We start from the raw sequence: 12,055 nt of genomic DNA, 5'->3' as shown, positions 1-12,055 counted from the left end.
TGCTGCCCTTGCAGGGCCGCCGGCCCGCCATTTCAGAACGAACAGCATGCAGGCCGGACAGGCGAACGAGCTCAAACCCCAGGATGTCGATTTCGAGACCATGAATCTCCAGGTCGGCACACGCCTGCAGCTCATCACGCATCGCCGCGTCAAGCCGGTCCAGCATTTCTCGAGCCTGATCGGCTATATCAAGGATGAGTACATCATCCTCAAGATTCCGATGGAAAATGGTGCACCGATCGCGCTGGCCGAAGGCGAGCGCCTGACGATCCGGGTGTTCTCGGGCGTCAAGGTATGCTCCTTCGCCTGCACGGTCGAGCGCGTGTTTGCACGGCCCCTGTTCTATGTCCATGTGTCCTTCCCGACCACGGTGCAGGGAACGAGCCTGCGCACGGCGATGCGGGTCAAGGTCGACCTGCCCGCCGCGATCAGCGGCAGCGGCACCCATGGCGGGCTGCTGGCCTGCACGATCCTGAACCTGTCGGTCAGCGGCGCGCTGGTCGTCTCCCCTAGCCGCCTGCCGGCCGACGAAGAGCAGATCGCGCTGCAGTTTTCCCTGAAGGCGCCGCCCGACGACCAGGAAGTGCGGATTTCCGCACGCGCGGCGATTCGTAACGTCAACGTCACCAAGGCGGCCGACGACTCGGACCTGTTTACGTATGGGATGCAGTTCATCGATCTCGATCCGACGCATTACACACTGTTGCAGAACATGACCTACGAAGCACTGCTGGCGGACAGGCAGAAGATCGTCTGAGGCCGTTCACAGCATGCAAGAAACCCCGCTCCGGCGGGGTTTCTTTTTTAGGGAATCAGGCGGCCTTGCCCTTGCAGACGGCTTCGCGGCCGATCAGCTTCTGGGGGACGGTGGCGGCGCTGCAGCTCCAGGCGCCGGTGTCCTTGTCGCGCGTGAGGGTGATGGTCTGGTCCTTGACGCCGACCGGGCCGGCGACGATCTGGCAGGTCAGGCTGGCGGCGTCGGGGTCGGCCGCTGCCCCGAACTTGCAATTGGCGGTGGGCTTGTCGGCTGCGGCCAGGCCGACTTCTTCCGGCTTGCTGACGGTCTCGCCGTCGTTCAGCCTGGTGTCGATGCCGACTTTACCTGCGGACACTTCAGCCAGCGCAACGCCGAATTTCGACCTTGCCACATAGTCCTGGTAGGCCGGGATGGCAAGCGTCGCCAGGATGCCGATGATCGCAACGACGATCATCAGTTCGACGAGGGTGAAGCCGGCTTCGGTCTTCCTAACAACTTTTATGCATGTCACGGTGATCCTCCGGTCAGTTGAGCAGTCCGGAACGATAACCGTGCTCCACGCTGCACGATTGAGGCAACTCAGCCAAAACAAAAACCCCGCCGAAGCGGGGTTTTCGTTAGTCAATTCACGTATTACGGTGCGACTTTGCTGGTGCAAGTGCCTTTGCCGATCAGTTTATCTTCGACATTCGCTTCGCAGGTCCATGCGCCGCTGGTGGCGTCGCGGGTCAGGGTGATTTTCTTCGTAGCCACCGAGCTTGGGCCGGCGATGATGTCGCAGGTCAGGGTCGTTGCCGAGACGCCGAAAGTGCAGTTCGAAGTTGCCTTATCCGACAGGCCAACATCGGTCACCGTCTTGATTTCTTCACCGTCGTTCAGCTTGGCATCAAAGCCCACTTTACCTGCCGACACTTCCGACAGCGCAGCAGCGAACTTCGATTTCGCGGTGTAGTTCTGGTAGTTCGGGATGGCGACAGCGGCCAGGATGCCGATGATGGCAACAACGATCATCAGTTCGATCAGGGTGAAGCCGGCTTCTGCTTTCTTAACAATTTTCATCGATTTCATGGTGGTTCTCCAAGGGTAAGTTGTATTGGGTTGGGTGCTTCGGTATTCGGTATTGCTTCGTGCCACGCATTACCTATTGCAAGTGCCGTGCCAGCCCATTTCACCCCGGAATCCTTAATTTCACGGCAATTAAAGCGACGAAACTTGTCACCTACCCACCCTGGGCTGACAAATTTTGTCACCCACCGTGCATTTTCTGTCCATATGGAAACAAAAAAAGGAGCCCGCAGGCTCCTTTCAAGACCAAGAATTGTCCGGGATTACAGCATGGCCTTCAGCAGGCGTGCCATTTCCGACGGGTTCTTGGTGGCTTTGATGCCGCACTCTTCCATGATGTCCAGCTTGGCTTGCGCGGTATCGGCGCCGCCCGAGATCAGCGCGCCGGCGTGGCCCATGCGCTTGCCCGGAGGAGCGGTGACACCGGCGATGAAGCCGACCACTGGCTTCTTCATGTTGTCCTTGACCCAGTGAGCGGCGTTGGCTTCGTCCGGACCGCCGATTTCGCCGATCATGATGACCGCGTCGGTATCAGGATCGTCATTGAACATCTTCATGATGTCGATGTGCTTCAGGCCGTTGATCGGGTCGCCGCCGATGCCGACTGCCGACGATTGACCGAGACCCAGTGCGGTCAGCTGGCCGACTGCTTCATAGGTCAGGGTGCCCGAGCGCGAGACGACGCCGATGCGGCCCTTGCGGTGGATGTGACCAGGCATGATGCCGATCTTGATTTCGTCCGGGGTGATCAGGCCTGGGCAGTTAGGACCCAGCAGCAGGGTCTTCGAACCGGCCTTGGCCATGCGGTCTTTCAAAGCCATCATGTCGCGGACAGGGATGCCTTCGGTGATGCAGATGGCCAGGTCCAGGTCGGCTTCAACGGCTTCCCAGATTGCTGCGGCTGCGCCTGCCGGCGGCACGTAGATGACCGACACGGTGGCGCCGGTGGCAGCTTTTGCTTCCGAGACGTTGGCGAAAATCGGGATGCCTTCGAAGTCTTCGCCGGCTTTCTTCGGGTTCACGCCTGCGACGAAGGCAGCTTTGCCGTTCGCGTAGTCGCGGCACATGCGGGTATGGAACTGACCGGTCTTGCCGGTGATACCCTGGGTGATGACTTTTGTATCTTTGTTGATCAGGATCGACATTTGTTTATTCCTTCGAATTAGGCGTTACCAGCTGCAGCGGCGACGACGGCCTTGGCTGCGTCTTCCATCGTATCGGCGGCGATGATCGGCAGACCGGAGTCGGCCAGCATCTTCTTGCCCAGGTCTTCGTTGGTGCCCTTCATGCGCACGACGAGCGGCACTTTCAGCGAGACGGCCTTCGATGCGGTGATCACGCCTTCGGCGATGACGTCGCAACGCATGATGCCGCCGAAGATGTTGACCAGGATGGCTTTCAGGCCTGGGTTCTTCAGCATGATCTTGAATGCTTCGGTGACTTTCTCAGCCGTCGCACCGCCGCCCACGTCCAGGAAGTTGGCCGGCTCGCCGCCGAACAGCTTGATGGTGTCCATGGTGGCCATGGCCAGGCCGGCGCCGTTCACCAGGCAGCCGATGTTGCCGTCGAGCGAGATGTAGGCGAGGTCGAACTTCGATGCTTCGACTTCGGCTGGATCTTCTTCGTCCAGATCGCGGTAAGCCATGATTTCCGGCTGGCGGAACAGGGCGTTGGCGTCGAAGTTGAACTTCGCGTCCAGGGCGATGACTTTACCGTCGCCGGTCAGGATCAGCGGGTTGATTTCGGCCAGCGACGAATCGGTGTCCCAGTAAGCCTGGTACAGGCCCTTCAGGTTCTGGCGTGCTTCGGCCAGCGATTCGGCAGGAATGCCGATCTTGGTCGAGATCTCGTCGGCTTCGGCGTCGGTCAGGCCGACGGCCGGGTCGATCGCGATCGAGTGGATTTTTTCAGGATTGCTGTGCGCGACTTCTTCGATGTCCATGCCGCCTTCCGACGAGGCCATCAGCACGACCTTCTGGGTCACGCGGTCGGTGACCATCGACACGTACAGTTCCTTCTTGATGTCGGCGCCTTCTTCGATCAGCAGGCGGCGCACCTTCTGGCCTTCAGGGCCGGTCTGGTGGGTCACGAGCTGCATGCCCATGATCTGTTCTGCGTATTCCTTGACCTGCTCGAGCGACTTGGCAACCTTCACGCCGCCGCCTTTACCACGGCCGCCAGCATGGATCTGGGCCTTGACGACCCAGACCGGGCCGCCCAGCTCTTCAGCTGCCTTGACGGCCTCTTCGACCGACATGCACGGAATGCCGCGCGGAACCGTCACTCCGAACTTTCGGAGGATTTCTTTGCCCTGATACTCATGGATTTTCATGCTGGCTTCCCTTCTTCTGTTACTGATTTAGATGGTTTATTGAAGTACTTCGACATCGGTCTCAACCCTGTACGGCCTTGATTACCCAGCGCGGGTAATACTTTGCCACAGCGGGGCCGTCGGCGCGCAGCGCGTGGCAGCGGTCGATTTCGTACGGACGCGCAGCCTCGCCATCCTTGGCGGCGTTGCGTGTCTCGAACTCGTCATCGGCGAAGGCCTGGATTGCCGCGGTGGGCAAAACCTGCGCCAGTTCGGTCAGGTGGGTGCAGCCGAGCACGCCCGAGAGGCGGTCTTTCAGGTGCAACCGGAAATGTTTAACGAGCGACAGCCCGACCAGCTTCTTGTAAGCGGGGCCGATGACGTCGCAGTAACCGGGATACGGCACCGAGTCGGATGCGGCTTCGGCATCGACGATCTCGAGGTCGCGGTTGATGGTGATGCGCAGGCTCAGGTCGTGCACGGCCGTGCCGGCCGGGCGCTTGCCGGAAGCGAGGACGATGTCTTGCGCCTTGATGTCGCGGATACGCGCGTCAAGATCCCACAAGCCATCGTCGCGCGCGTACGCTTCGACCGTGATGGCGCGTGTATGCCGCAGGGAGCGCGGGGCGGGAGGTGACAGAGGCATAGAAAACAAACGTGCCGGTTGATCGGCAATCAGTGGGGCAGCCGGTGTGCTGATGCACGTTACCGCAGCTTCTGCGGCAACAACCGCTCATGCGGCGCTGCTTAAACCGTGAAAGTTTAGCACAGGATGGGAGCGGGTTGCACTGCAACATGACGCCTTGACGACCCGTCAAGGGTAGGCAGCTGGGAAAGGTGGCAAGCTTGCCAATGTTTGGCGTTGGCTACCCGACAATGGATTTGCCAGCTCAGGCCGCGGCATCCTTCGTGAAGCACAGCAGTTCTTTGCCGTCGAGGCAAATGCCGCCATCCCGCTCGAAGGCGACCGCCCAGAAACCGGCGGCGGCCTCGGGTGTGTTCCCGTGCCAGACTATGCCGTGGAAGGTGACGTCAACCTCCGCGCCGCGCTCGTCTTGCCAGCGCCCGCGGATTTCATCGGTCATGCTGCCGGAGCGGTCGATCTGGAGAATATAGTCGCCACTGGCGCGCACCTCGAGCACAACCATTTTTTCCTGCGTACTGAGCCGATAGATCCCGGTCGGCTCGACGGGCTGACGGCTGCACGATGCCAATACGAACAGTGGGGCGAGAACGAGTAGCGTTTTCATGATGACAACTTTTAGGGCAAGCAAAAACCAGCGTGCAGCGTCATCCGGGGTTGAGGAATATGCGGGCGCATATCGCCGGATGGCGCTCCACGCTGGCGCCTGGGAATGGATCGAGCCGATTTGGGGTGCAGACAAGACTGCGGGACAGTCGCAACGAGGCGATGCCGGCGCTACTTAAAACTCGTCGTCCTCGGGTGCCCCTTTCAGGGCGGTGCGCACGGCGCCGCTCGAAAAACCGCGCGCCATTAAAAACCGCATCTGCTTGCTGCGCTCGGCCGCGTCTTGCGCGACGGTGCCGAACTTGCGTTGCCAGACCTCGACCGCACGCGCGGTCTCGCTCTCGGCCAGGCCGGACTTCAGTTCGGCCAGCGCTTCTCCGTTGACGCCATGGCTTTGCAGCTCGGCCATCACACGGCTGTTGCCGAAGCGGGAAGCTTTTCGATGAATCAAGGATTCAGCAAAACGCTCCTGCGACAGCCAGTTGTTCTTTTCCAGAAAATCGAGGAGGGCGTCGATGTCGTCGCCCTCCTCCGCATGGCGCGCCAGTTTGCGCTTGAGCTCGAGCCGGCTGTGCTCCCTCATGGAGAGGAAGCGCAGGGCTCGGGCTTTCAGACTCAGTACTGGTTGGCGCATGGCGATACAGCAGACCGGATGGGGCCACAGCTGCGGCCCCGACCGATTACTCCGACACGGCCTTCAACTTCGGCGCCTTGTCTTCGGCGTCGCCACCGACAGGCGGCGGCAGTTCGCGCACACCCAGGGCCGCACGCACCTTGTTCTCGATTTCGCGCGCCAGTGCCGGGCGGTCTTTCAAGAACTGACGGGCGTTGTCCTTGCCCTGGCCGATACGTTCGCCGTTATAGCTGTACCAGGAACCGGACTTCTCCACGATCTTGTTGTCGGCGCCCAGATCGAGGATTTCGCCTTCGCGGGAAGTGCCTTCTCCATACAGGATGTCGAAGTGCGCTTCGCGGAACGGTGGCGCGATCTTGTTCTTGACGACCTTGACCTTGGTTTCGTTACCGATCACCTCGTCACCCGACTTGATCGAACCGGTACGGCGGATGTCCAGGCGCACGGAGGCGTAGAACTTCAGCGCGTTACCGCCGGTCGTGGTTTCCGGGCTGCCGAACATCACGCCGATCTTCATACGGATCTGGTTAATGAAGATGACCAGGGTGTTCGTACGGTTGATCGACGCGGTCAGCTTGCGCAGTGCCTGCGACATCAGACGGGCTTGCAGGCCCGGCAGCGAATCGCCCATGTCGCCTTCGATCTCGGCGCGCGGGGTCAGTGCCGCCACCGAGTCGATGACGACCAGGTCGACCGAACCCGAGCGCACGAGTGCGTCGGTGATTTCGAGGGCCTGTTCGCCGGTGTCCGGCTGCGAGATCAGCAGCTCGTCGAGCTTGATGCCCAGCTTCTGCGCATAACCCACGTCGAGCGCGTGCTCGGCGTCGATGAAGGCGCAGGTACCACCCAGCTTTTGCATCTGCGCGATGGTCTGCAGGGTCAGCGTGGTTTTACCCGACGATTCCGGACCGTAGATTTCCACGATACGGCCGCGCGGCAAGCCGCCGACGCCCAGGGCGATGTCCAGGCCCAGCGAGCCGGTGGAGACGGTCTGCACTTCTTCGACCGGCGTGTTCGCGTCCATGCGCATGACCGAACCCTTGCCGAACTGCTTTTCGATTTGCGCGAGGGCGGCGGCCAGCGCCTTGCCTTTTTCGGAGGCGTTGTGTACTACTTTTTTGTCGTCCATAATTTTCTCTCAGTCTTGGAGGTACCAAGGTGTGGGTACCCTCACGCTTTTCAATAGCCACTACTGTATAAAAATCCAGTGGTTTTGGCAAGCAGGATTTCGCTCAACAATGGAAGAAAACTCGCATTGTTGCGCCAAATCAAACACAATGGGAGCAGCCGGAAGGTCTAATTGATAACAGGGTGATCTTATGCGAATTTTGCTTGCCGAAGATGATAGCGTACTTGCGGACGGGCTGACGCGCTCGCTGCGCCAGTCCGGTTATGCGATCGACGACGTGCGCAACGGCCAGGATGCCGACACCGCCCTCTCGACCCAGGAATTCGACCTGCTGATCCTCGACCTCGGGCTCCCGAAAATGTCGGGCCTGGAGGTGCTGCGCCGGCTGCGCGCGCGCTCTTCCCTGCTGCCGGTGCTGATCCTGACGGCCGCCGACTCGGTCGAGCAGCGCGTCGAGGGGCTCGATCTGGGCGCCGACGACTACATGGCCAAGCCCTTCGCCTTGTCGGAGCTGGAGGCGCGGGTCCGCGCGCTCACCCGGCGCGGCGCCGGCGGCGGCCCGACCGTGATCCGCCACGGCCCGCTGGTCTACGACCAGGTCGGGCGCAGCGCGTATATCAACGAGCAGATGCTCGACCTCTCCGCGCGCGAACTGGGCCTGCTCGAAATCCTGCTGGCGCGCACCGGGCGCCTGGTCTCGAAGGAGCAGCTGGTCGACCACCTGTGCGAATGGGGCGAAGAGGTGTCGAACAATGCGATCGAGGTCTATGTGCACCGGCTGCGCAAGAAGATCGAGGTCGGCGGCGTGCGCATCGCCACCGTGCGCGGCCTGGGCTATTGCCTCGAAAAATATTCGGACGCAGCCCGTGCCGGTGCCGAGCACGCCCTCGATTCGAAGTGAACGAACGTGATGCCGGCCTGATCGAGCCCGATGCGGGGCTGCCCGAGCCTTTGTACGTCCCGCCGAATCCCGAACCCGAAGAAAACATCCAGCATTCGCTGTTCGGCGAGATCCTCGACTGGATGCTGGCGCCCCTGCTGCTGCTGTGGCCGATGAGCATAGTGATCACTTACCTGGTCGCGAAATCGATCGCGAACCAACCCTTCGATCATGCGCTCGAAGACCGGGTGACGGTGCTGGCCCAGCAGGTGCGCGAAGAAAACGGCGTCATCAATACCCGTTTGCCGGGCAGCGCACGCGACATCCTGCGCGCCGACGACATCGACAGCGTGTATTTCCAGGTGAGCGACGCCGCCGGACGCCACGTCGACGGCGACGCCGAACTGCCGCGCCCGCGCAGTCACGATAACGACGGCGATGGCGACAAGGATGGCGCGGTGCACTTCCGGAGCGCCACGCTGCACGGCACGCCGCTGCGCGTGGCTTACCTGTACATCAACCTCGACCCGCTCGCCCCGCCCGACAGCAGCTCGCCCGTTTTCCCCCGTAAAGCCTTGGTGCAGGTGGCGGAAACGCTGGACAAGCGCGCCCTGCTCGCCAACGAGATCATCAAGGGCGTGATCCTGCCCCAGTTCATCATCCTGCCGATCATCCTGGCCCTGGTCTGGTTCGCCCTCTCGCGCGGCCTGTCTCCGCTGGCGGCGCTCCAGGAGCGCATCCGCGCGCGTCCGTCCGACGATTTGTCTCCCATCGATTCGCGCCAGGTGCCCGAGGAAATTTCTCCCCTCGTCGGCTCGCTCAACGACATGCTGGGGCGGCTGTCGCAGACCATCGACATGCAGAAACGTTTCATTGCCGACGCCGCGCACCAGATGAAGACGCCGCTGGCCGGCATGCGCATGCAGTCCGAGCTCGCCTTGCGCCAGCTCGATCCGGACGAGATCCACCGTTCGCTGGAACAGCTGGCGAAAAGTTCGGAGTCGGCGACGCGCCTGGTGAACCAGCTACTCGCCCTGGCGCGCGCCGAAAACCAGCCGCATGCCGGCCTCGCCTTCGATGAAATCAATCTGGCGGGCCTCGCGCGCGGCGTGGTGCAGGATTGGGTGCAAGCCTCGTTCGCGCACCGCATCGACCTCGGCTACGAAGCGCAGGACGAGGACGTGGTCATCGCCGGCAACGCCCTGATGCTGCGCGAACTGCTGTCGAACCTGATCGACAACGCCCTGCGCTACACCCCTGCCGGCGGCAGCGTCACGGTGCAGGTGCGGCGCGACGGCGAACGGGCGCTGCTCGAAGTCGAAGACACCGGCCCGGGCATCGCCCCGCACGAGCGCGCCCACGTGTTCGAGCGTTTTTATCGCATCCTCGGCTCGAGCGCGAGCGGCAGCGGCCTGGGGCTGGCCATCGTGCGCGAGATCGCCGGCCAGCACGGCGCCGAGGTCGACATTTTCAATAATCCGCGCAGCCACTCCGCCAAATTTCCGGGCAGCCTGTTCCGGCTGACCTTCCCGCCACCTGTCCACGACGACTTCGATGCCGCCTGAACCCTTGCCCTCGACTGGGCCTTCGTCCGAGCCTGAGCTGCAGCGCCAGCGCCGTTTATTGGCCGCGCGCGCCGCCCACTGGCGCCGCACGCGCCGCTTGACCTTCGTCCTGATGGCGCTATGGCTGGCGACCGGTTTTTGTACCGTTTATTTTGCCCGCGAACTGGCACGCGTCACCCTGTTCGGCTGGCCGCTCTCCTTCTACATGGCGGCGCAAGGGGCATCGCTGGTGTGCCTGGCGATCATCGGCGTCTACGCCTGGCGCATGCGCCGCTTCGACCGCGATCTTGCGCGCGCCATGCAGGGCGGCGCCGGGGTCGGCGGATGAGCGGCCAGAAGCGCTACTTCCGGCGCCTGTCCGGCTACTACGCCTGGTTCTGCGTCTGCTTCGCCGGCTTCCTGCTGGCCCTGACGGTGCTGGAAAACGAGGGCATGCCGCGGCTCTGGATCGGCCACCTGTTCATGTTCGCCACGATCGTGCTGTACGCCACCATCGGCGTCATCAGCCGCACCTCGAACGTGACCGAATACTATGTTGCCGGACGCCGCGTGCCGGCCCTGTTCAACGGCATGGCCACCGCGGCCGACTGGATCTCGGCGGCAAGCTTCATCAGCCTGGCGGGCGGCCTGTATCTGTCCGGCTTCGACGCCCTCGCCTACATCATGGGCTGGACCGGCGGCTATTGCCTGGTCGCGCTGCTGATCGCGCCCTATCTGCGCAAGTTCGCCCAGTACACGATCCCCGACTTTCTCGCCGTGCGCTACGGCGGCGGCGCGGGCGGGCGCGGCGGGCCGGTGCGCGCGCTCGCCGTCGGTGCCACCATCATCGTCTCCTTCGTGTACGTGGTCGCGCAGATCTATGCCGTCGGCCTGATCGCCTCGCGCTTCACCGGCGTCGATTTCTCGGTCGGGATTTTCCTCGGCCTGGCCAGCATCCTGGTCTGCTCTTTTCTCGGCGGCATGCGCGGCATTACCTGGACGCAGGTGGCCCAGTACATCATCATCCTGGTCGCCTTCCTGATCCCGACCATGTGGCTGTCAGCGAAGCACGCCGACAATCCCTTGCCGCAAGTGGCCTACGGCTCGGTGCTGCCGAAGCTGGCCCAGCGCGAAGCCCAGCTTGCGGCCGACCCACGCGAGCGCGAAGTTAGGGCGCACTTCCAGCAGCAGGCCGACGCCTACGCCGCACGCCTGGCGGCATTACCCGGTTCCTGGGAACAGGGCAAGGTGGAGGCGCAGCGCAGGCTCGACGCGGCGCGCCTGCGCAATGTATCTCTGGCCGACGTGCGCAGCGCCGAGCGCGCCCTCGCCGCCTACCCGAAGACGGCGGAAGACGCCGAGCCCCTGTGGCGCGAACAGCGCACGCGCCTGCTGGCGCGGGCCCAGCCGCCCCAGCCGCATGCCATGCCCTTCCCCGGCGCCACCGAAGCGGAATCGAATGCGCACCGCAACAATTTCCTGGCGCTCGTGTTCTGCCTGATGTTCGGCACCGCCGCCCTGCCCCACATCCTGATGCGCTCGTACACCACGCCCTCGGTGGACGAAACCAGGATTTCGGTGTTCTGGACCCTGTTCTTCATTCTCCTGATTTACCTGAGCATCCCGGCGCTGGCGGTCCTGGCGAAATACGACATCTATACGAGCCTGGTGGGCAGCGATTTCAGTTCGCTGCCCACCTGGATTTCGTACTGGGGAAATATCGACAAGGTCAATCCCCTGATTCAAGTAACTGACATCAACGGCGACGGCCTGGTGCAGCTGGCGGAAATCGCGATCGACGGCGACGTGCTGGTCCTGGCCACGCCCGAGATCGGCGGCCTGCCGTATGTGATCTCGGGCCTGGTGGCGGCCGGCGGGCTGGCCGCTGCCCTGTCCACGGCAGACGGCCTGCTGCTGGCCATCTCGAACGCGCTCTCGCACGACATCTATTACAAGATCGTCGATCCCGGCGCCTCGACCCAGAAGCGGGTGACGATCTCGAAACTGCTGCTGCTGGCGGTGGCTTTCATTGCAGCCTATGCCGCCTCGCAAAAGCCGGCCGACATCCTGTCGTTGGTCGGCGCCGCCTTTTCGCTGGCGGCCTCGGCCCTGTTCCCGGCGCTGGTGCTGGGCGTGTTCTGGAAGCGCGCCAACCATGTGGGCGCCATCGCCGGGATGGTGGTGGGCTTCATGGTCTGCCTGTATTACATGCTGCGGGTGCACCCGATCCTGGGCGGCCGGCTGGACGCGGCCTGGTTCGACATCGCGCCGATGTCGGCCGGTATCTTTGGCGTCCCGGCCGGCCTGGCCGCGGTCGTGATCGCCAGTCTCCTGAGCCCGGCACCGGCACGCTCGAGCGATGCACTGGTCGACCACATTCGGGCACCGGAATAGGGGAATAAATATCCACAGGGCATAGCTTTTTGACATGCATAAATGTTATTCTTGAGAAATAACTGCTCCCTTTCTCTCGACCAGGAAATCCC

At 62.6% G+C, this 12,055-nt stretch carries 13 protein-coding genes; 5 read left to right on the top strand and 8 right to left on the bottom strand.

Annotated elements, in window-relative coordinates; translation table 11 throughout:
• Window positions 1–46: 46 nt before the first annotated feature.
• On the top strand, window positions 47–757 hold the full coding sequence (locus ACI48I_RS00790; protein ID WP_193688193.1) for a flagellar brake protein: 711 nt from the start codon (window positions 47–49) through the stop codon (window positions 755–757).
• Window positions 758–812: 55 nt separating this feature from the next.
• Here ACI48I_RS00790 and ACI48I_RS00785 read toward each other — a convergent pair whose 3' ends face one another.
• The 8 genes from ACI48I_RS00785 to recA form a co-directional block, all read right to left on the bottom strand.
• On the bottom strand, window positions 813–1,268 hold the full coding sequence (locus tag ACI48I_RS00785; RefSeq protein ID WP_498573060.1) for a pilin: 456 nt from the start codon (window positions 1,266–1,268) through the stop codon (window positions 813–815).
• A gap of 122 nt (window positions 1,269–1,390) precedes the next feature.
• Window positions 1,391–1,825, bottom strand: a complete 435-nt coding sequence (locus ACI48I_RS00780) for a pilin (protein ID WP_498573059.1) — start codon at window positions 1,823–1,825, stop codon at window positions 1,391–1,393.
• A 260-nt stretch (window positions 1,826–2,085) separates the two neighbouring features.
• Window positions 2,086–2,967 (bottom strand): succinate--CoA ligase subunit alpha, encoded by an 882-nt coding sequence (gene sucD, locus ACI48I_RS00775; RefSeq protein ID WP_193688192.1) that lies wholly within the window; start codon window positions 2,965–2,967, stop codon window positions 2,086–2,088.
• 17 nt (window positions 2,968–2,984) lie between these two features.
• On the bottom strand, window positions 2,985–4,154 hold the full coding sequence (gene sucC / locus ACI48I_RS00770) for an ADP-forming succinate--CoA ligase subunit beta (RefSeq protein WP_193688191.1): 1,170 nt from the start codon (window positions 4,152–4,154) through the stop codon (window positions 2,985–2,987).
• Window positions 4,155–4,215: 61 nt separating this feature from the next.
• The gene (locus tag ACI48I_RS00765; RefSeq protein ID WP_193688190.1) at window positions 4,216–4,779 is read right to left on the bottom strand and encodes a DUF2889 domain-containing protein; all 564 of its coding nucleotides are present in this window, start codon (window positions 4,777–4,779) and stop codon (window positions 4,216–4,218) included.
• Window positions 4,780–5,023: 244 nt separating this feature from the next.
• Window positions 5,024–5,383: a hypothetical protein gene (locus tag ACI48I_RS00760; RefSeq protein ID WP_498573058.1), complete on the bottom strand. Its 360-nt coding sequence runs from the start codon at window positions 5,381–5,383 to the stop codon at window positions 5,024–5,026.
• Between the two features lie 174 nt (window positions 5,384–5,557).
• Window positions 5,558–6,016, bottom strand: a complete 459-nt coding sequence (gene recX / locus ACI48I_RS00755; RefSeq protein WP_193688188.1) for a recombination regulator RecX — start codon at window positions 6,014–6,016, stop codon at window positions 5,558–5,560.
• A 46-nt stretch (window positions 6,017–6,062) separates the two neighbouring features.
• Window positions 6,063–7,145, bottom strand: coding sequence for a recombinase RecA (recA, locus tag ACI48I_RS00750; protein WP_193688187.1), 1,083 nt, complete (start codon window positions 7,143–7,145; stop codon window positions 6,063–6,065).
• 190 nt (window positions 7,146–7,335) lie between these two features.
• Between recA and ACI48I_RS00745 the strand changes: the two genes are divergently transcribed.
• From ACI48I_RS00745 to ACI48I_RS00730, 4 genes are read left to right on the top strand one after another with little or no spacing between them, the layout of a single operon-like run.
• Window positions 7,336–8,046, top strand: a complete 711-nt coding sequence (locus ACI48I_RS00745; RefSeq protein ID WP_193688186.1) for a response regulator transcription factor — start codon at window positions 7,336–7,338, stop codon at window positions 8,044–8,046.
• Window positions 8,043–9,590, top strand: a complete 1,548-nt coding sequence (locus tag ACI48I_RS00740; protein ID WP_498573057.1) for a sensor histidine kinase — start codon at window positions 8,043–8,045, stop codon at window positions 9,588–9,590. Before ACI48I_RS00745 ends, ACI48I_RS00740 begins: the two co-directional genes overlap by 4 nt.
• A complete protein-coding gene (locus ACI48I_RS00735) occupies window positions 9,580–9,918 on the top strand; it encodes a DUF4212 domain-containing protein (RefSeq protein ID WP_498573056.1) in 339 nt (112 codons plus the stop codon). The genes ACI48I_RS00740 and ACI48I_RS00735 overlap by 11 nt, the downstream gene beginning before the upstream one ends.
• The gene (locus ACI48I_RS00730) at window positions 9,915–11,963 is read left to right on the top strand and encodes a sodium:solute symporter family protein (RefSeq protein WP_498573055.1); all 2,049 of its coding nucleotides are present in this window, start codon (window positions 9,915–9,917) and stop codon (window positions 11,961–11,963) included. Before ACI48I_RS00735 ends, ACI48I_RS00730 begins: the two co-directional genes overlap by 4 nt.
• The last annotated feature ends 92 nt before the right edge of the window (window positions 11,964–12,055 follow it).

The organism is Massilia sp. LXY-5 (assembly GCF_059801075.1).
This window is presented reverse-complemented; position numbering and strand designations above follow the sequence as displayed.

Coding starts and splice junctions, on each gene's coding strand:
- ACI48I_RS00790 (WP_193688193.1), top strand. CDS start 47: ATGCAGGCCGGACAGGCGAACGAGCTCAAACCCCAGGATGTCGATTTC.
- ACI48I_RS00780 (WP_498573059.1), bottom strand. CDS start 1,825: ATGAAATCGATGAAAATTGTTAAGAAAGCAGAAGCCGGCTTCACCCTG.
- sucD (WP_193688192.1), bottom strand. CDS start 2,967: ATGTCGATCCTGATCAACAAAGATACAAAAGTCATCACCCAGGGTATC.
- sucC (WP_193688191.1), bottom strand. CDS start 4,154: ATGAAAATCCATGAGTATCAGGGCAAAGAAATCCTCCGAAAGTTCGGA.
- ACI48I_RS00765 (WP_193688190.1), bottom strand. CDS start 4,779: ATGCCTCTGTCACCTCCCGCCCCGCGCTCCCTGCGGCATACACGCGCC.
- ACI48I_RS00760 (WP_498573058.1), bottom strand. CDS start 5,383: ATGAAAACGCTACTCGTTCTCGCCCCACTGTTCGTATTGGCATCGTGC.
- recX (WP_193688188.1), bottom strand. CDS start 6,016: ATGCGCCAACCAGTACTGAGTCTGAAAGCCCGAGCCCTGCGCTTCCTC.
- recA (WP_193688187.1), bottom strand. CDS start 7,145: ATGGACGACAAAAAAGTAGTACACAACGCCTCCGAAAAAGGCAAGGCG.
- ACI48I_RS00745 (WP_193688186.1), top strand. CDS start 7,336: ATGCGAATTTTGCTTGCCGAAGATGATAGCGTACTTGCGGACGGGCTG.
- ACI48I_RS00735 (WP_498573056.1), top strand. CDS start 9,580: ATGCCGCCTGAACCCTTGCCCTCGACTGGGCCTTCGTCCGAGCCTGAG.
- ACI48I_RS00730 (WP_498573055.1), top strand. CDS start 9,915: ATGAGCGGCCAGAAGCGCTACTTCCGGCGCCTGTCCGGCTACTACGCC.